Source organism: Pseudolabrys sp. FHR47 (assembly GCF_005153485.1).
In the GTDB taxonomy this organism is placed as follows: domain Bacteria; phylum Pseudomonadota; class Alphaproteobacteria; order Rhizobiales; family Xanthobacteraceae; genus Pseudolabrys.
In genome coordinates, this window is sequence record NZ_CP039740.1 from 4,185,948 (window position 1) to 4,204,546 (window position 18,599).

Consider the following 18,599-nt stretch of genomic DNA (forward strand, 5'->3'; position numbering starts at 1 on the left):
ATCGGGCCCGGCCGCTCGGCTGAACGTTGCGAGGAAGATGGTGCCCCTGGCCGGACTCGAACCAGCACACCTTGCGGTACCTGATTTTGAGTCAGGCGCGTCTACCAATTCCGCCACAGGGGCATCTTTCACCGCGCAGGAGCGTACAGCCCGCCCGTTGCGCTTCGCGGGCGGGATAATAACCACGCGAAGCCCCCGGTCAACCGGCGGGTTCCGCGAACCTTCTCCGGTTCGTGGTGCAGCGATGTGGCGCTTTCGGGGCCGACGGAACTCGTTTTCGCGGCCAACAATCGCGCACGGCCCCGCAGGAACTTCCGCCGCTGATCGTTCTTAAGATGGGGCTACAAGCGTTCAGGAGTGGCACATGATCAAGACGACTGTTTTCGCCGCCGCGGCGGCCGCTCTGTTTGGATTGACCGCGCCCGCCCCGCGCAGGCCGCCATGGCCAATCCGGCTCTAGGCACGACGGTGCCGTCGGCGACGGAGAACGTGCAGTACTTCTATTACGGCCCGCCACGTCATCGCTACTATCACCGCCATTATCCGCGGCGTTACTACGGCCCGCCGCGGTACCGCTCTTATGGCTATTACCCGGGCTATCGCCGCTGCGTGACTGTTTGGAACGGCTATCGCTACGTGCGTCGCTGCCGCTGGTAGCAAACGGCGCTATTCCACCAGGCGACCGCCCGCGTCAGCGGGCGGCTCCGTTTCAAGACACGTTCTGTCGGCCGAAGGCGGCTTCCATCTCGCGGCGCACCTTCACCGCGATGTCAGTTGCATCGTAATCGACATCAGCCCAGCGCACCGCCCCGCCTTCGGCAATGTCATGCTTGAGCTTGACGTTGTGTGCCAGGCCGAGCGGCAGCAGACCGCGGTCGAGCGACAGGTCGGCCGGCGTCTGCTTGCCCCAGACGCAGAAACCGCCCTCACCATCGAGCATCTCGCCGGCCTTCAGATTCTTCTTTGCCGTCGCCACCACATCGGAACGGAACGCGTTGGGCGCGCCGGTCGGCTCATGCCGCAGCGCGCATGACGCCACCGATATGCCGAGCTCAAGGCCGATCATGTGGATCGGCCGATAAAGCGCAGCATACTTGCCGGATTTGTCCGGCAGCATGGCGTACTCCTTGAAGCAACGCCGTGCATAATCGGTCTCGCCCTCGAACACGACATAGGTGCCGAGCGCCAGATGATGCGGCACGTCGGTGCCGTCGCGATAGACCGACGACGTCACCTCGGTGACACCCTCGCCTTCCAGCGTGCCGCCGTCCGATTTCGGCTTGCAGATGTCGGCAAGTTCGAACCGCGTCGCGGGCGGAAAATGCAAACCATCCGATTGCGGACGCAATCCGGTGGCGTTGCACACCGCCGTCATCTCGATGCCGGACTTGGTGCCATCGACAAAGGAGTTGAACATCTTCGGATTGATCGACTTGCGGTCGATAATGTTCAGATAGCGATCGAGAATGTCCCAGACATTGTCGGGGTTGGATTGGTGATAATGCGGCTCATAGCGCGTACCTTTGCCGGCCGCGATCACCTTGAAGCCGGCGGCACGGGCCCAATCAACCTGCTCGCAGATCAGCGCCGGCTGGTCGCCCCAGGCCAGCGAATAGACGACGCCGGCGGCCTTGGCCTTGCGTGCCAGCAGCGGACCGGCGACGGCGTCGGCTTCGACATTGACCATGACGACATGCTTGCCGTGCTCGATTGCCTTGAGGCAATGCGCAATGCCCGCGCCCGGCACGCCGGTCGCCTCGACGATGACCTCGATACGCGGATCGGTAATGAGGGTTTCGGCGTCCGCGGTGATGAGGGTCGCGCGCCTGGCATAGGCGTCATCGAGCGACGTCGCGGCGTAAAGCGCCTCCGGCCACCCCGCTGTTTTGAGCTGCGATCTGGCACGCGCAACATCGAGATCGGCGACGCCGACGATATGAGTGCCGTCGGTGAGCCGGGCCTGCGACAGATACATGGTGCCGAACTTGCCGGCGCCGATGACGCCGACGGTCACCGGTCTGCCGGCCGCCGCGCGCTCGAGAAGTTTGGCGTGAAGATTCACGGGTGTCCGCTCCCTGATGTTTTTTATATTGGGAGAACGGAAACACGGCGGCGCGCTTGAGACAAGCTATGCGCTTTCTTACTTCCCTCTCCCCTTGCGGGAGAGGGTGGATCGCGCTGAGCATTTGCGAAGCGCGAGCCGGGTGAGGGGTCGGAGCGCACGTCACATCCCACCCCTCACCCGCCTTCGCCATAGCGCGTCGAAGACGCGCGTAAACGCGCTTATGGCTCAGGCGCCCTCTCCCGCAAGAGGAGAGGGAAAGAAGAAGTCTATTGGCAGAGCGCGCGGGAGACGAAGGTCTCGGAGCGGCATTCAGCGCCGGTGCTGCGGCCCGAGAGATAGACTTGCGCCGGGCAGACTTCGGCGGTGGTCATGTCGGCGCTCTTGCCGCTTTCGAAGCCGCGCGCCTTGCACATCGCGGTGGCGGCGGCGACGCAATCCGGCGCGCCGTTCGGCGCGGTACGGCATTTCTCGTGGCCGGTGACGACGCGCGCGGTCGGAATGCGCGCAACCGCACCGGCGGCATCCTTGGCGCCCTCGACTGTGGTTTTCGCGGCGACGCCAGCCTCGCGGCCGAAATTCTCGACGCCCTTTCCTGCATCCTTGAAGGAGGAGCCAATATTGTCGGTCTGGCGATCGAGCCAGCGCCCAATGCTCTCCAAGAGGCCGGGCTCATCGGCCCCTGGAGTTCGATCCCGCGGAGCCTGCGTCTGATGCTGACGCGGTTCCTGGCCCTGAAACTGCCGTTGCTCCTGGGCCGGCGCAATCGCGGGAAATGCCAGCAAGCAGACAGCCAGCACGCCAAAAGGCGCAGCTTTCGCCGCGCGCCCTTCCGCAAAAAATCGTGCGCCCCACATCATTTCGTTGCGCCTGAATTCGGACCACCCAACGCGGCCGCACGCGCAATAAATAATACCTAACCCATGCCGATGGCGAAATTGAGATCGCCGATTCGTTCAGAACAAGTATACCGCGCCAATGAGGCCGATGAGGACCACCGCGGCGCTCAGCCCGGTCCATAGCCCGAGCCGCTTCTCGATGATGATCCGCGCTTGGTCGCCATAGCGGTGCAGCAGGAAGGCGATCACGAAGAAGCGCATGGCGCGCGCGATGATCGAGAAGATTATGAACAGGAAGAAGTTGTAGGCGGCGAAGCCGGAAGTGATGGTCACTACCTTGTAGGGGATCGGAGTCAGGCCCTTGAGCAGGATGATCCAGGCGCCCCATTCGGCATAGGCGTGGCGAAAAGTCTCAACCTTGTCGCCGTAGCCATAAAGCTGGATTAGCCAGCCACCGACCGAGTCATAGAGCAGAGCGCCGATGGCGTAGCCGACGATTCCGCCCAGCACCGAAGCGACCGTGCACCAGGCGGCGAATAAGTAGGCGCGCTTGGGGTGCGCCAGCGACATCGGCACCAGCATGACGTCGGGCGGGATCGGGAAAAAGGAGCTTTCCGCAAAGGCGATCGCGCCCATGGTCCAGGTGGCATGCGGCTTGTGGGCAGCGTCGATGCACCGGTCGTAGAGACGACGGAGCCAGTTGCGCGGAGGGGCGGCGGCCTCGATAGGGGTCATACGCGACACTCATGAAAGGGAATTGTGACGGGGAGACGACGCGCCTAGCGCCGTTTCGAGACCCGTCGGGGCCGAAGGGGCACCACCTCGGGACCTGATTTATGCCTGACCGGCGGCTTGACCAGATCCTTTGGCAATTTTTCGGCAATGCCAAGAAGCCGCTCACGGCGGCGCATTTCATCCCAAACCTGGTCCGGGGTGACGCCGGCATGGACCCACAGAACGACCAGATTGTAGAGCAAATCCGCGCTTTCGCGGACCACCGCCTCGGGCTGGCCGTCGAGGGCGTCGATGACGACCTCCACGGCTTCCTCGGCCAGTTTTTTGGCCATTTTGGCCCGACCGGATTTGAGCAGCTTGGCCGTGCGCGATTTCGCCGGATCTGCGGTCCGGGCAGCCAGAACGGCGTTGTGTAGGCGTGAAATCGAATCGGCCATGGCGCACCTTAGCCGATCCGTCAAAAGACCACGTTAATGAAAAGCGGGCGGCCAGGTCGGCCGCCCGCTTTGTTTATTACCGTCGTTAACGGTCGAGGCCCCAGTTCTGGATCGGCGGATGCGGACCTGGGCCGTAATTCTGCGGGCCCGGCGTCCGAAGCTGCGGGTTCGGATGATCGCTGACGATGCCGTCGCGATAGTAGGTCCGGGGCTGCGGCGCCGCGCGATAATAGTTTCGGCCACTGCGTTGGTAGGTCCGCCCGCCATAGTAGGTGCGACCGCCGTAGTATGGGCCGTCGCTGTAATAGTAGCCGCCGCGCCGATAGTAGCGGTCGCGCTGCGACTCCTGGATGGCGAGGCCGATCATGGCACCGGCAATCCCCGCAAAAGCCGCTGCGGCGGCAGCGTTATTGCCGCGATGGCGCTTCTTCCTCGAAGCGACCTCGATCAGCTGGGCGTCATTGGCAGCGCTTTGATGAACCGCCGGCAGCGGCGCGGCCGGCGCGGCAGAAGCCGCGTTGATGCCGAACGAACTCACCGCCATGACCGCGGCCAAAGTCACGGCGATCGAAGATCTGACGCGCATGTTTCCTGCTCCCTGCGTTCCTTTGCGTCCTTGATCATTCAACGCACGAGGACGCGCAAACCTGTGCGGCACACGGATGCGTGAATAAAGAAGCGCAGACGCAACCTCGTCTGCCGACAAACCACGGAAATCTCTTGCTTATTCGTCCACCGCCAAGAGCGTCGCATTACCGCCGGACGCGGCGGTATTCACCGTCACGACCTGTTCCAACGCAAATCGGGCAAGATAGTTCGGCCCGCCGGCCTTCGGCCCGGTGCCGGACAGGCCGTTACCGCCAAAAGGCTGCGAGCCGACGACTGCGCCGATCATGTTGCGGTTGATATAAACGTTGCCATTGGGAAGTTTCCCTACGACCCGCGCAATCGTCGCGTCGATGCGCGAGTGAACGCCAAGCGTCAGGCCGTAGCCATTGCCGGCGATCTCGGCGAGCAGGGCATCGAGCTCGCCGGCACGCCAGCGCACGACATGCAGCACCGGCCCGAAAACTTCTTCCTTCAGGTCACCGGCGCGGCCGAGTTCGACAATGGCCGGCGCGACGAAGGTGCCTGCCGCCGGTCCGGCTTCGCCCCGGAAGCGCACGGCTCCGCGTGACGTCATGTCGCCGACCCAGCGGTCGAGCTTGCCTTTGGCTTCGGCATCGATCACCGGCCCGACATGGGTGGCGAGGTCGCGCGGATCCCCCATCTTCAACTCCCGCGCCGCGCCCTCGATCATCTCCAAAATCTTGTCGGCGACGTCATCCTGCACGCACAGCAGCCGCAGCGCCGAACAACGCTGACCGGCGGAACGGAAAGCCGACGTCACTACGTCGTCGGTCACCTGCTCGGGCAGCGCGGTGGCATCCACGATCATGGCGTTGATGCCGCCGGTTTCGGCGATCAGCGGCACAATCGGTCCGTCCTTGGCGGCGAGCGCGCGGTTGATCAGCCGGGCGACTTCGGTCGAACCGGTGAAGGCCACACCCGCGACCGCCGCATGAGCCGTGAGCCACGCACCGACCTTGCCGTCGCCCGGCGCCAGATGCAGCGCCGTCGCCGGCACGCCGGCCTGGTGAAGCAGCTTCACGGTCTCGCAGGCGATCAGCGGCGTCTGCTCGGCGGGCTTGGCGACCACGCTGTTGCCGGCGACGAGCGCGGCGGCAACCTGCCCGGTGAAAATGGCGAGCGGAAAATTCCACGGACTGATACAGACGAAGACGCCGCGGCCGCCATGGCGAAGCTGGTTGCTCTCGCCCGTCGGCCCCGGCAAGGTCTGCGGTGCGAAATCGCGCAAGGCCCGCGCGGCGTAATAACGACAGAAGTCGGCGGCCTCGCGCACTTCCGACATGCAATCGTCGATGGTCTTGCCGCCTTCGCTTTGCAACAGGGCGATCAGGCGGCCGCGATTGTCCTCGATCAAGTCGGCGGCGCGTTCCAGCGCCGCGGCACGGCCTTCAACGCTGACCGCGCTCCACGAAGGAAAGCCGGCTCTCGCCGCCGCCATCATGGCCGTGACGATCGCTTCGTCGCATTCCGTGACCTGCCCGATGACGGCGCCGTCGATCGGCGACGTCACATCGCGGCTCTTGCCCTTTACGGCAACGCCATCGATCAGCGGTGCGGCCTCGGCCACAGCCGGCGCCTTGGCGATCTCGGCCCGCAGCGAGGCGAGCGATGCAGCGTGGCCGAATTCGACCCCGGACGAATTCTTGCGCTCCGGCGCGAACAGATTGCGCGGCAAAGGAATATGCGAATGCCGGGCGTGCGCCGGATCGGCGATCCAGGCTTGCGGCCGCTTGAGAATATCGGAGACCGGCACGTCGGGATCGGCGGCGACCGACACGAACGACGAATTGGCACCATTCTCGAGCAAACGCCGCACCAGATAGGCCAGCAGATCGGCATAGCCCCCGACCGGCGCATAGGTCCGGCAGGCAAGCCGCGGATCCTCGGCGAGCAGTGCGCCGTAGAGCGCATCGCCCATGCCGTGCAGGCGCTGGAATTCGAAGCCTGAACTGTCGCCGGCATCTTCCAGCACGCTGGCGATGGTCAATGCATTGTGCGTGGCGAACTGCGGATAAATGCGCGGCCGCAGGCCGAGCAGCTTGCGCGCGCATTCGCCGTAGCTCAGATCGGTCATCGCCTTGCGCGTGAACACCGGATAGTCGGCAAGGCCACGCTCCTGCGCGCGCTTGATCTCGGTGTCCCAATAGGCACCCTTGACCAGTCGCACCATCAGCCGGCGGTCGAGCGTCTGCGCCAGTGCGGCGATCCAGTCGATCACCTGCGGCGCGCGCTTCTGATAGGCCTGGATGGCCAGACCGAAGCCGTCCCATCCCGCGAGCGATGGATCGCGCAACGTCGCCTCGATCACGTCGAGTGACAGTTCAAGGCGGTCGGCTTCCTCGGCATCGACGGTGAAGTTGAGATCGTAGCCTTTGGCCCGGCGCGCGAGATCGAGCAGACGCGGCGGCAGTTCCGCCATCACCCGTTCGCGCGACAGCGCCTCGTAGCGCGGATGCAGCGCCGACAGCTTCACCGATATACCCGGCCGCCGCGGCAGGGCGTCGTTGCCGGCGGATTGGCCGATGGCGTCGATCGCCTTGGCATATGAAGCGAAATAGCGCGCGGCGTCCTCGGCAGTGCGCGCGCCCTCGCCCAGCATGTCGAAGGAATAAAGAAACTGCCGGGCGTCGCCGGCGCGATCGAGCGCAGCCTCGATGGTCTGGCCGAGCACAAAATGCGAGCCGAGCAGCTTCATCGCCTGCCGGGTGGCGGTGCGCACCGCCGGCAGACCGAGCCGCTTCACCAAAGTGTCGACGATGCCTTCCGGCGTTTCGCCCGGCGCAATCACCCGCGCCGTGGTCGCCAGCGCCCAGGCGGACGCCGATACCAAAAGCGTTCCGGAACGACGGTCGCCATGATTCCAGTCGCCGCCTTTAAGCTTGTCCTCGATCAGGCGGTCGGCAGTGGCGCCGTCCGGAATGCGCAACAGCGCTTCGGCCAGCACCATGAGCGCCAGCCCCTCCTTGGTCGACAGCGCATAGGCATGGAGGAAGTCCTCGACCCCGCCGAGTCCACCAACCCTTGAACGGATCGCCTCGATCAGGCGGGCCGCCCGTGAGTCGATCCGCGCTTCGGCCGCATCATCTCGGCCTGCCGCCGCCAGCAGCCGGGCAGCGATGGCTTCATCCGGCGGGGCAAAGTCGGCGCGAAACGGAGAAATGGCGGGAGATGTCTGGGCGGGCATGGTGAGGACCTGATTTTTCCGATCCATATGCTACCTTATGTAGTGATACTATCTGCTTTTTTGGCTATAATTTAGTTCTATTCACTAATTACGAGACAAAAATAGTGACTTCAGAAATCGACAAGACTGACCGGCGCCTGCTCGCCGAACTGCAGCGCGACGGCCGTATCGCGGTCGTGGCGCTGGCGGAGAAGCTGGGGCTGTCGCCAACCGCGACGACCGAGCGGCTGCGCCGGCTGACCCGTGACGGCTACATCCTCGGCTATGCGGCCAGGCTCAATCCGGAAAAGCTCGACCGCGGCCTTCTCGTGTTCATCGAGGTCAAGCTCGACCGCACGACGCCGGATGTTTTCGACCGCTTCGCCCAGGCGGTGGCCCGCGCGCCGGAAGTCCTCGAATGCCACATGGTCGCCGGCGGGTTCGACTACCTGGTCAAGACCCGGGTCGCCGACATGAATGCCTACCGCCGCTTCCTCGGTGACGTGCTGTTAGCATTACCGGGCGTGCGCGAGACCCACACTTACGCCGTCATGGAAGAGATCAAGAACTCGGCCGCCCTGCCGATCTGAGTGCGAGCCGGGTGTAACTTCGTCGCAGGCGACAAAACGCCCTGACGGTGCCTTGCTCTTTGCCACGGCATGCTCTTTGCTAGGCAGTGCCTAGAAAATTGGCCGTGAACGCATCGCCGGGTGCGCGGGCCGTCACCAAAGAGGATGCTTTTCCATGCGCGCTTTCGCTGCCGGCCGGCCGGCAAAAACCCTCAAGCTGGCAAAACTCGCGGGCGGCCTGATGCTCGCCGCCGCGGTAACGGCTGGCGCCGGATCGATACCGGCCGCCGCGCAGGAAACCATCATCAAGTTCAGCCTGGACTTCAAATTCGAAGGTCCGTCCGCGCCGTTCCTGGTGCCGCTCGACAAGGGTTACTACAAGGCCGAAGGCCTCAACGTAACCGTCGACAGCGCCGCCGGCTCGCTGGAGCCGATCAACCGCGTCGCGTCCGGCACGTACGATATGGGCTTCGGCGACATCAATTCGCTGATCAAGTTCCGCGACGCCAATCCGGGCACGCCGATCAAGGCCGTGTTCATGGTCTACAACAAGCCGCCCTTCGCCGTCGTCGGCCGCAAGAGCCGTGGCGTGTCGAAGCCGAAGGATCTCGAAGGCAAGAAGCTCGGCGCCCCCGCGCCGGACGGCGCCTATGCGCAGTGGCCGATCTTCGTCGAGGCCAACGGCATCGACGCCTCGAAAGTGACGATTGAAAACGTCGGCTTCCCGGTGCGCGAACCGATGCTCGCGGCAGGTCAAGTCGACGCCATTACCGGCTTCTCGTTCTCGTCCTTCATCAACCTCAAGGACCGCGGCGTCGCCGTCGACGATATCACGGTGCTGCTGATGGCCGACTACGGCGTCAACCTTTACGGCAACGCCATTATCGTCAATCCGAAGTTCGCTGCCGAACATCCGAACGCGGTGAAGGGCTTCCTCAAGGCTTTCGTCAAAGGCCTGAAGGACACTGTCAAGGATCCGTCGACCGCGGTCGACTCGGTTCTCAAGCGCAACGACGTCGCCAAGAAGCCGACCGAACTCGAACGCCTCAACATGGCGCTCAAGGACAATATCGTCACCGCCGAGACCAAGGCCAACGGCTATGGCGGCGTCGACGCGGCGCGCTTTGCCAAGGCGGTCGATCAGATCGGCCTGACCTACAAGTGGAAGGGCACGAAACCGACGATGGCGGACATCTTCGACGCCTCGTACCTGCCACCGGAGGCGGAGCGCAAATTCTGACGGGATAGCGGCCATGTCCGCTTTCGTCTCGCTCCGCGATGTGAACCACGCCTATGGCGCGGGCACGGCGCTCGCCGTCGAAAACCTCTCGATCGAGGTTGGCGAAGGCGAGTTCGCCGCCGTCGTCGGCCCTTCGGGCTGCGGCAAGTCCACACTGATGAAGCTCGCGACCGGTCTCCAGTTTCCGCAAAGCGGAACGGTGACCGTCGCGGGCGACCGCGTCACCAAGCCGGTGAAGATCGCCGGCATGGCATTCCAGGCGCCGACCTTGCTGCCGTGGCGCTCGACGCTGGAAAACCTGCTGCTGCCGCTCGAGATCGTCGAGCCGCATCGCAGCGAAATGCGCCGGCGCAAGGTCGAATTCGCGGCACGCGCCAAAAATCTCCTGGCATCGGTCGGCCTGCGCGACCAGGGCGAGAAGTTTCCCTGGGAGCTGTCCGGCGGCATGCAGCAGCGCGCATCGTTGTGCCGCGCCCTGATCCACGAGCCGAAGCTTCTCATGCTCGATGAGCCTTTCGGCGCGCTCGATGCCTTCACCCGTGAGGAACTGTGGTGCGTCATCCGCGACCTGCATGCCTCGCGCAAGATCACGGTCATCCTGGTGACGCATGACCTGCGCGAAGCGGTGTTTCTCGCCGACCGTGTTTTCGTCATGTCGTCGCGGCCCGGCCGCGTCATCGAGGAGCGCAAGATCGACCTGCCGCGGCCCCGCGATCTTGAGGTGACCTTCACGCCGGAGTTTCAAGACATCGTCCACGAATTGCGGGCGCACATCGTCAAGGCGCGGCAATGACGATGAACCGCACCAACCTCCTCATCAAGGCCTCGCCCTGGCTGTTCACCATCGCGCTGTTCGCCGTCTGGGAAGCGGCAGTGCGAATCTTCAAAATCCCGACCTTCTTCCTGCCGCCGCCGAGCCTGATCGCAATGGCGTTCGTCGAGTTCTCGGGCCCGATCGCGCGCAATTCGTGGATCACGTTGCAGACGACCATGATCGGATTCGGTCTCGCCGTAGGCTTCGGCCTGTTGCTCGGCCTGCTGGTCGGCTGGTCGCGCGCCATCTATGCCGGGCTTTACCCGCTGATGATCGGCTTCAACGCCATTCCCAAGGTGGCACTGGTGCCGATCCTCGTATTGTGGTTCGGCATCGGCTTCATCCCGGCGGTGCTCACCGCGTTCCTGATCTCGTTCTTCCCGATCGTGGTCAATGTGGCGACCGGTCTTGCCACCATCGAGCCGGAACTGGAGGACGTACTGAAGGCGTTAGGGGCCTCCAAGCTCGACATCATGCGCAAGGTCGGCATCCCGCGCACGCTGCCTTACTTCTTCGGCTCGCTGAAAGTCGCGATCACACTCGCCTTCGTCGGCTCGGTGATCTCGGAAAGCGTCGCGTCGAACTATGGCATCGGCAATTTGATGCTGCAGGCGCAAGCGCAGTTCCAGGTGCCGCTGATCTTCGCCGGCCTCGTCGTGCTGGCGATCGAAGGCATCGCCATGTACGCGGTGATGGCGCTCCTGGAAAAGCGCATGACTGGCTGGGCGCAACGCTCGGGCTTCAGTCAGAACTGAGCCCGCCTCAAGCCGCGGTGTTTTTTCCATCGAAAAGCCCGGCCACACCCAAAGGCGTGGCCGGCATGCGTCTGCTCATCGTGGCGGCAATTTCGTCGGCCAGTTGCTCATAGATTTCGCGCGGCCCGCCCTCGCGGACATAGATACCGCCATAAGCATGATTGAGCGCCGGCAATGGGAGGTCGTCGCCGATGATCATGCCGCCATCGACGGCACGACGACGGGTTATCGGCATGACGCCGAGCCCGGCGGCAACGGCGCCGGACAGGCTCGCCATGATCGGCCCGGTGTAAACCTCTTCCCACTCGAGCCCCGCTGCCCGCAAGGCGCTGACGGCCGCGCGGTGATAGACGCTCGGCTCGCCATAGGACACCAGCGGCACCGTCTCGCCCGGCTCCAGCCGCACGTCGGCACCGCGTACCCAGACCAATGGCGCCGGCCAGACCTGATGAGCGTCGCGCGGCTCGCCATTCGACAAGCCGACGAACACATCGATCTCGCCGTCCCGGAGCTGCCGCATCAGCGGCTCGCTGTACCCGGCGCTGACGTTGAAGCGCACGGCCGGGTAACGGGCGCGAAAGCTGGCCAGAATGTCCGGCAACAGCGTCACGGTGAAGTCGCTCGACGTGCCAATGCGGATGACAAGCTCCGGCCGGCGACTGCCGCCGAGATGAACGATCTGGTCATTGATCGACAATAACCGCCGTGCATAGTTGATCACGACCTCACCATGCGGCGTCAGGCTGACGCCCGGCACCGTCCGGTCGAATATCTCGTCGCCGAGCATCGACTGCAGACGCTTGATCTGAGCGCTGACGGCCGGCTGGGTCACGCCCAACGAATTGGCCGCCTTGGTAAAACTTCGATTATCGACCACCGCCACGAACGTACGCAGCAAATCGGTCGGAATGTTCGTCATGGTGCCGTCCCCCCTTAGCGACCGCGTCACAATCGAACCGTCCAGGTCCGAAACAAATCTAACACGCCCGGTAGATGGATCAATTTCTCACTCATAATGAGTTGTGACGCCCTTCAGGTTGCATCGCCACGGCGATGCACAATGGTAGTCATGCACCGGGCCCACGCTCCGGCTCAGCTTGTCAGAAGATCATAAGTTCAACGACCCACGATCGTTATTTAATACGTTCTAAAATGCTCACGTAATTGGCGACAGCGGCACCGCCCATATTGAAGATACCGCCAATCTCGGCATCGCGGACCTGTATGTCGCCGGCGGTTCCCGTCAACTGCATGGCGGTAAGCGCATGCATTGAAACGCCGGTGGCACCGATCGGATGCCCCTTGGCCTTGAGGCCGCCCGACGGATTGACCGGCAATTTGCCGTCTTTCTGCGTCCAGCCTTCCTTCACGGCGCGGGAACCTTCGCCCTCCGGAGTAAGACCCATCGCTTCGTATTCGATGAGTTCCGCGATCGTGAAGCAATCATGGGTTTCGACGAAAGACAGATCGTCGAGCGTCAAGCCCGACTTGGCTAGCGCGCGCTGCCAGCCGAGCGCGCAACCCTCGAATTTGAGGATGTCGCGTTTGGCGAGCGGCAGGAAGTCCTGCACATGCTCGGCGGCGCGGAAGGCCACCGCCTTCTTCATCCTGAGCGCTGTCTCGATATCCGTGAGCACCACCGCGGCGGCACCGTCCGATACCAGCGAGCAATCGGTGCGCTTCAGCGGGCCGGCGACGAACGGGTTCTTGTCGCTTTCATTGCGGCAGAAGTCGTAGCCGAGATCCTTGCGCATCTGCGCATAAGGGTTGCCGACACCGTTCTTGTGGTTCTTGGCGGCGATCAAAGCGAGCGCGTCGGACTGGTCACCATATTTCTGGAAATAAAGCCCGGCGATCTTGCCGAACACACCGGCAAAGCCGCCTTCGATGTCGGCTTCATCGCGCACATAAGACGCCTTCAGGAGGTTCCTGCCGATCTCGGCCGGCGGCGTGGTCGTCATCTGCTCGACGCCAACCGCGAGAACGACACGCGCCGCCTTGGCCTCGATCGCCTTGATGCCCTGATGGACCGCCGCGGACCCGGTGGCGCAGGCATTCTCGACACGCAGCGCACGCTTGAAGCGCAAATCGGGGGACGCCTGCAGCACCAGCGAGGCGGTAAAGTCTTGGGCGGAGAAGCCCGCATTGAAGTGCCCCAGCACGATCTCGTCCACGTCGCCGGGCGCGATACCGGCATCGGCCAACGCCTCGGTCGCGACCTTAACGATCAGGCTCTCGACGGTCTCACCCGTCAGCTTGCCGAAGGGACTATGGGCCCAGCCGACGATTGCCGCAGTCATTGCTATCTCCCGGAATACATTACCCGACTTGGATGCTCGCCTTGGGCCGCCGCCGCCGGCTGCTGCCGAACTTTGGTCGCATTAACCGGCGAAGGAAAGCCGTTTCGTGATTGACCATAAGCTCAAGAGCTCGCCCGGACGGCTTTGCCTCGCGCCGCCAGCTTAGATAGCCTAGAAACACAGTTCGCGGAACCCGCGATTCTTTCGGGTTCCATTATCGGCCAACCTTGCCCGACCGGATTGCAGCCTTGCCGTTTCCAAGCCTCCGCCGCCTCGTTCTTTCGGTGCTCGCCGCGAGCGTATTCGCCGCCGCGTCGCCGGGCCGCGCACAGGCCGAAGCGTTCCTGCTAATCGAAGCCTCGACCGGTAAGGTCCTGCATGCCGAGAATGCGACCTACCCGTGGTATCCGGCCTCCGTCACCAAACTGATGACGCTCTATACGACGCTGAAGGCCATCAAGGATCGGAAGCTCAGTTACGACACGTTACTGACGGTCTCGAAGAACGCCGTGGCGCAGCAGCCCACCAAGATGGGGTTCAAGGTCGGCACGACCGTCACGGTCGACAATGCTCTCAAGATGCTGATGGTGAAATCGGCCAACGATGTCGCCGTCACCATTGCCGAAGGCGTCGGCGGCTCGCTCGAGGGCTTCGCCGACATGATGAACGCCAATGCGCGCCGCCTCGGCATGACGCAATCGCATTTCATCAATCCGAACGGCCTGCCCGCCGAGAACCACGTGTCGTCGGCGCGCGACCTCGCGATTCTCGGGCGCGCGCTGATCATGGAGTTTCCGCAGGACGACGCCTACCTGCATGTGCATGCCATCCGCTACGGCAACCGCGTCATGCGCAACTACAACAACCTGCTCGATCGCTACCCGGGCGCCGACGGCATGAAGACCGGCTTCATCTGCGCCTCCGGCTACAACCTCGTGGCATCGGCCACGCGTAATGGCCGCCGTCTGATCGTAGTGGTGCTTGGCTCCTATTCCGGCGCGACACGCGCGCAGAAAGCGGCGCAGCTTCTCGAGCGCGGCTTCGATAGCAGCGGACTGTCATGGCTGACGCCGCAACTCGGCACTGTCGACAAACTGGCGCCGATCGACGCCGCGCCGCCCAACCTGCGCGAAGAGATGTGCGGCGGCCATCGGCGCAAGCCGCCGTCGGAAGACAATCAGGAAGAAGAAGCCGTCAACGCCGACACCTCGGCCGTCCCAGGCGGCGGTCCGGCCTTCATGCTGTCGAATCTGAAGCCATCCGCCGGCAAATACGTGCTCGGCCCGCCGGTGGAAACCGTGCCGCCGGTCGTCGTCTTCACTGGCCCGGCCAATCATCCCGATCCGGTGGTCGCAACCGGCACTCCGGCGAAAAAGAAAAAGAAGGTTGCCGCCAAGCCGAATGGTGAAGGCACGGCGGGCGACAAGCCCAAGAGCACCAACAGCTCGGCCAAGAAGCAGGCCAAGCCGAAAGTGTCATCGGCCACTCAATGAGCAATACTGACCAAGCCCCGACGGCGGCAAGCGCACGACGCACGCCGCCCGAGCCGATTCCGCTATCACTGCTGACCGGCTTTCTCGGCGCCGGCAAGACCACCTTGCTCAACCGGCTCCTGAAGGATCCGGCGCTCGCCAATACCGCCGTCATCATCAATGAATTCGGCGAGGTCGGTCTCGATCACCTGCTGGTCGATTACATCGACGACAACACCGTGCTGCTGCAATCGGGCTGCCTGTGCTGCACCATGCGCGGCGATCTGGTCGACGCGCTCGAAAAGCTGTTGCGCGACCTCGACAACGGCCGCGCCAAATTCTCGCGGGTTCTGCTCGAGACCACCGGCCTCGCCGATCCGGCGCCGGTGCTGCACACCGCGATGGTGCATCCCTATCTGGTCAAGCGCTTTCGGCTCGACGGTGTCATTACCGTGGTCGACGCCGTCAACGGCGACCGGACGCTCAACGAGCATGCCGAGGCCGTGAAGCAGGCGGCGGTCGCCGACCGCATCGTCCTGTCGAAAACCGATATCGCCACGCCGACCGGAACGCAGGCGTTGATCGATCGCCTAAAAGCGCTCAACCCGGCAGCCGCGATCCTCGATGCCGCCCAGGGCGAGGCCACCGCCGACAAGCTCCTTAATTGCGGCCTTTACGATCCGTCACGGAAAATCCCCGATGTCGGCAAGTGGCTGGCGGCGGAGGCCTACGAGGCCAGCCACGTGCATGGTCACGACCACCATCACGGCCATCACCATCACGACATCAACCGGCACGACGAACACATCGGCTCTTTCGTGCTGCGAACCGACAGGACGATCCCGGCGGGAACGCTGGACATGTTCTTCGAGCTTTTGCTCGCAACCCACGGCGCCCAGATTCTGCGTCTCAAAGGCATCGTGAAGGTGGCGGAACATCCGGAAATGCCGCTGGTCGTCCATGGCGTACAGCATGTGCTGCACCCGCCCGCGCGGCTGCCGCGCTGGCCGGATGACGACCACACGACACGGCTGGTCTTCATCACCCGCGATTTGCCGCAGCGCACAGTTAGCGACCTGTTCGACGCTTTCATCGGTATACCGAAGGCCGATCAAGCCGACCGGACCGCCCTGACCGACAATCCTCTAGTGCCATTCGGCGGCCGCTGACGGCCCGGGGATATCTGCGCTGTTGCGCCCCCTTGCACCCTCACTCGACTCGATTGATGCTGCGGCAAGCCGCCTGCCATAATGGCGGCAGCCTAGGGGACGCATCATGGAACGGATCTGGCTGCGCAATTATCCGCCGGGGGTGCCAGCCGAGATCGACCCCGGGCAATATCCGTCGCTGCTCGACATTTTTGACGAGAGCTTCAAGACTCATCGCGACAAGGGCGCCTTCGCTTGCATGGGCGCGACCAAGACCTTTGGCGAAATCGAAGAGGCGTCGCGCGCCTTCGCTGCGTGGCTACAAACCCTCGGCCTGCCGAAGGGGTCGCGCGTCGCCATCATGCTGCCGAACATCCTGCAAAGTCCGGTGGCAATGTTCGGCACGCTGCGCGCCGGCATGACCGTGGTCAATGTCAACCCACTCTACAAGGCACGCGAACTCGAGTTTCAGCTCAACGATTCGGGCGCCGAGGTCATTGTCGTTCTCGAGAACTTCGCCGCCGTGCTGCAGCACGCCTTGCCGAACACGAAGGTGAAGCATGTCGTGATTGCCCGCATGGGCGACATGCTCGGGCTCATCAAGGGCGCCATCGTCAATATGGTGGTCAGGCACGTGAAGAAGATGGTGCCCATCCACGATCTTCCGGATGCGCATTCCTTCAAGGAAGTGCTGTCCATGGGCGCGCGGCTACCCTTCAAGCAGGCCCAGCTCGGCCCCGACGACATCGCCTTCCTGCAATATACCGGCGGCACCACGGGCGTCTCCAAGGGCGCAACATTGTCGCATCGGAACGTCGTTGCCAACACGATGCAGGCGAATGCCTGGCTGCAACCGGCTTTGCAGGCCGAGCCGCAGGTGGGGCAGCTCTTCATGGTCGGCGCTCTGCCGCTTTATCATATCTTCGCACTGACGGCCTGCGCGCTCATGTGCGTACGGCTTGGCGGCCTTTGCCTGCTCATTCCCAATCCGCGCGACATTCCGGGCCTGCTGAAAGAATTGTCTAAATATCAAATCCACTTCTTCCCTGCCGTGAATACTCTTTTCAATGCCATGCTGAACCACCCGGACTTTCACAAAGTGGACTGGAAGCATCTCAAAGCCGCCGTGGGCGGCGGCATGGCGGTACAGAAGCAGGTGGCCGATCGCTGGCTCAAGGAGACCGGCAAGCCGATCATCGAGGCCTATGGCCTGTCGGAGACGTCACCCGGCCTTACGGCCAATCGTTGCGACATTACAGAGTGGACCGGCGGCATCGGTTATCCGTTCCCATCCACCGATCTCAAGATTCTCGATCACGACGACAAGGAACTGCCGGTCGGCGAAGCCGGTGAGATTTGTGCGCGCGGCCCACAGGTCATGGTTGGCTACTGGAACAGACCGGACGAGACCGCCAAGGTGATGACCGCCGATGGCTTCTTCCGCACCGGCGATATCGGCATCATGGACCAAACAGGCATGTTCCGCATCGTTGACCGCAAGAAGGACATGATCTCCGTCTCCGGCTTCAAGGTCTTCCCCAATGAAGTCGAAGATCAGACCATGTTGCAGGGTAACGTCGCCGAATGCGCCGCCATCGGTGTGCCGGACGCCAACTCCGGTGAGGTGGTGAAATTGTTCGTGGTCAAGAAATCGCCGGACCTTACCGAAGACGAAATCCGAGCCCACCTGCGCGACAAGCTCGCGGCTTACAAGATTCCGAGATACATTGAATTCCGCCCAGATCTACCGAAGACCAATGTCGGCAAGATCCTGCGCCGCGCCTTGCGGGACGGGGAATAGCGCATTATCCCGAAGGCGGACGCGACGGGACGCGCTGTCCCTTCGACCAAGATCATGCGCAGGACATCATGAGTGCGTCGCAACTCGCTACCGCCGCCGATATCGTTTCGTTCTGGCGTGAGGCCGGCCCGGACGCCTGGTTCAAGAAGGACGAGGCGTTCGACACCCGCATTCGCGAACGCTTCCTGCCGACCTATGAAGCCGCCGCCGACGGCAAACTGTCGTCATGGGAAAGTCACGCCGAAGGCGCGCTGGCGCTGCTGATCCTGCTCGACCAGTTTCCGCGCAATATGTTCCGCGGCCAGGCGCGCATGTTCGAGACCGATCCGATGGCGCGCGCGATCGCCGCCGGTGCGCTCGTGCGCGGTTTCGACGCCGAGATGCCGCGCGACATGCGCTCGTTCTTCTATCTGCCATTCGAGCACTCCGAGAGCCTGAAGGACCAGGAGCGTTCGGTGGCCCTGTTCAAGGCGACGGGCGACGCGGACCTCCTGAAATGGGCGGAGATTCACGCCAACATCATCCGCCGCTTCGGCCGCTTCCCGCATCGCAACGCGGTGCTTGGGCGCGCGACGACCCCGGAGGAGCAGGCGTTTCTCGATGACGAGGCGAGTTTCAAGGGGTAGGCAATTTC

Annotated in this window: 17 protein-coding genes and 1 tRNA gene; 9 read left to right on the plus strand and 9 right to left on the minus strand. The window is 63.4% G+C overall.

Annotation, left to right across the window (positions count from 1 at the left end; genetic code table 11):
• Window positions 1-38 precede the first annotated feature (38 nt).
• A tRNA-Leu gene (locus tag E8Q40_RS20345) sits at window positions 39-123 on the minus strand.
• Between the two features lie 318 nt (window positions 124-441).
• On the opposite strand from E8Q40_RS20345, the gene E8Q40_RS20350 reads away from it, so the two are divergent.
• A complete protein-coding gene (locus tag E8Q40_RS20350) occupies window positions 442-657 on the plus strand; it encodes a hypothetical protein (protein WP_137046239.1) in 216 nt (71 codons plus the stop codon).
• A gap of 52 nt (window positions 658-709) precedes the next feature.
• Here the strand turns inward: E8Q40_RS20350 and E8Q40_RS20355 are convergent, their stop codons facing one another.
• From E8Q40_RS20355 to putA, 6 genes are all read right to left on the minus strand, one after another.
• A complete protein-coding gene (locus tag E8Q40_RS20355; RefSeq protein ID WP_137046240.1) occupies window positions 710-2,062 on the minus strand; it encodes an NAD(P)H-dependent oxidoreductase in 1,353 nt (450 codons plus the stop codon).
• Window positions 2,063-2,331: 269 nt separating this feature from the next.
• Complete coding sequence (locus E8Q40_RS20360) at window positions 2,332-2,724, minus strand: hypothetical protein (RefSeq protein ID WP_137046241.1); 393 nt, start codon at window positions 2,722-2,724, stop codon at window positions 2,332-2,334.
• A gap of 294 nt (window positions 2,725-3,018) precedes the next feature.
• Window positions 3,019-3,636 carry a YqaA family protein gene (locus E8Q40_RS20365; RefSeq protein ID WP_137046242.1) on the minus strand — a complete coding sequence of 206 codons (618 nt, stop codon included), beginning with the start codon at window positions 3,634-3,636 and terminating at the stop codon, window positions 3,019-3,021.
• Between the two features lie 44 nt (window positions 3,637-3,680).
• Window positions 3,681-4,073 (minus strand): phosphoribosyl-ATP diphosphatase, encoded by a 393-nt coding sequence (hisE, locus tag E8Q40_RS20370; RefSeq protein WP_137046243.1) that lies wholly within the window; start codon window positions 4,071-4,073, stop codon window positions 3,681-3,683.
• An 85-nt stretch (window positions 4,074-4,158) separates the two neighbouring features.
• Entirely contained in the window at window positions 4,159-4,659 is a 501-nt protein-coding gene (locus E8Q40_RS20375) for a hypothetical protein (protein WP_205995614.1), read from the minus strand.
• Window positions 4,660-4,797: 138 nt separating this feature from the next.
• Window positions 4,798-7,914 (minus strand): bifunctional proline dehydrogenase/L-glutamate gamma-semialdehyde dehydrogenase PutA, encoded by a 3,117-nt coding sequence (gene putA, locus E8Q40_RS20380; RefSeq protein WP_246662939.1) that lies wholly within the window; start codon window positions 7,912-7,914, stop codon window positions 4,798-4,800.
• Between the two features lie 77 nt (window positions 7,915-7,991).
• On the opposite strand from putA, the gene E8Q40_RS20385 reads away from it, so the two are divergent.
• The 4 genes from E8Q40_RS20385 (at window position 7,992) to E8Q40_RS20400 (ending at window position 11,244) form a co-directional block, all read left to right on the plus strand.
• Entirely contained in the window at window positions 7,992-8,456 is a 465-nt protein-coding gene (locus E8Q40_RS20385; RefSeq protein WP_137046244.1) for an Lrp/AsnC ligand binding domain-containing protein, read from the plus strand.
• A gap of 220 nt (window positions 8,457-8,676) precedes the next feature.
• Window positions 8,677-9,675: an ABC transporter substrate-binding protein gene (locus E8Q40_RS20390; protein ID WP_137046860.1), complete on the plus strand. Its 999-nt coding sequence runs from the start codon at window positions 8,677-8,679 to the stop codon at window positions 9,673-9,675.
• A 13-nt stretch (window positions 9,676-9,688) separates the two neighbouring features.
• Window positions 9,689-10,468 carry an ABC transporter ATP-binding protein gene (locus tag E8Q40_RS20395; RefSeq protein ID WP_137046245.1) on the plus strand — a complete coding sequence of 260 codons (780 nt, stop codon included), beginning with the start codon at window positions 9,689-9,691 and terminating at the stop codon, window positions 10,466-10,468.
• Window positions 10,469-10,470: 2 nt separating this feature from the next.
• A complete protein-coding gene (locus tag E8Q40_RS20400) occupies window positions 10,471-11,244 on the plus strand; it encodes an ABC transporter permease (RefSeq protein WP_370455212.1) in 774 nt (257 codons plus the stop codon).
• A 7-nt stretch (window positions 11,245-11,251) separates the two neighbouring features.
• Here the strand turns inward: E8Q40_RS20400 and E8Q40_RS20405 are convergent, their stop codons facing one another.
• Entirely contained in the window at window positions 11,252-12,163 is a 912-nt protein-coding gene (locus E8Q40_RS20405; protein ID WP_137046247.1) for a LysR substrate-binding domain-containing protein, read from the minus strand.
• 214 nt (window positions 12,164-12,377) lie between these two features.
• Complete coding sequence (locus tag E8Q40_RS20410) at window positions 12,378-13,544, minus strand: acetyl-CoA acetyltransferase (RefSeq protein WP_137046248.1); 1,167 nt, start codon at window positions 13,542-13,544, stop codon at window positions 12,378-12,380.
• 248 nt (window positions 13,545-13,792) lie between these two features.
• Here E8Q40_RS20410 and E8Q40_RS20415 point away from each other — a divergent pair, with 248 nt between their 5' ends.
• The 4 genes from E8Q40_RS20415 (at window position 13,793) to E8Q40_RS20430 (ending at window position 18,591) form a co-directional block, all read left to right on the plus strand.
• Complete coding sequence (locus E8Q40_RS20415) at window positions 13,793-15,037, plus strand: D-alanyl-D-alanine carboxypeptidase family protein (RefSeq protein ID WP_246662940.1); 1,245 nt, start codon at window positions 13,793-13,795, stop codon at window positions 15,035-15,037.
• A complete protein-coding gene (locus E8Q40_RS20420) occupies window positions 15,034-16,185 on the plus strand; it encodes a GTP-binding protein (protein ID WP_137046249.1) in 1,152 nt (383 codons plus the stop codon). Before E8Q40_RS20415 ends, E8Q40_RS20420 begins: the two co-directional genes overlap by 4 nt.
• Before the next feature lie 106 nt (window positions 16,186-16,291).
• Window positions 16,292-17,965: a long-chain-fatty-acid--CoA ligase gene (locus E8Q40_RS20425; protein ID WP_137046250.1), complete on the plus strand. Its 1,674-nt coding sequence runs from the start codon at window positions 16,292-16,294 to the stop codon at window positions 17,963-17,965.
• A 68-nt stretch (window positions 17,966-18,033) separates the two neighbouring features.
• Window positions 18,034-18,591 carry a DUF924 family protein gene (locus tag E8Q40_RS20430; protein WP_137046251.1) on the plus strand — a complete coding sequence of 186 codons (558 nt, stop codon included), beginning with the start codon at window positions 18,034-18,036 and terminating at the stop codon, window positions 18,589-18,591.
• Window positions 18,592-18,599 lie beyond the last annotated feature (8 nt).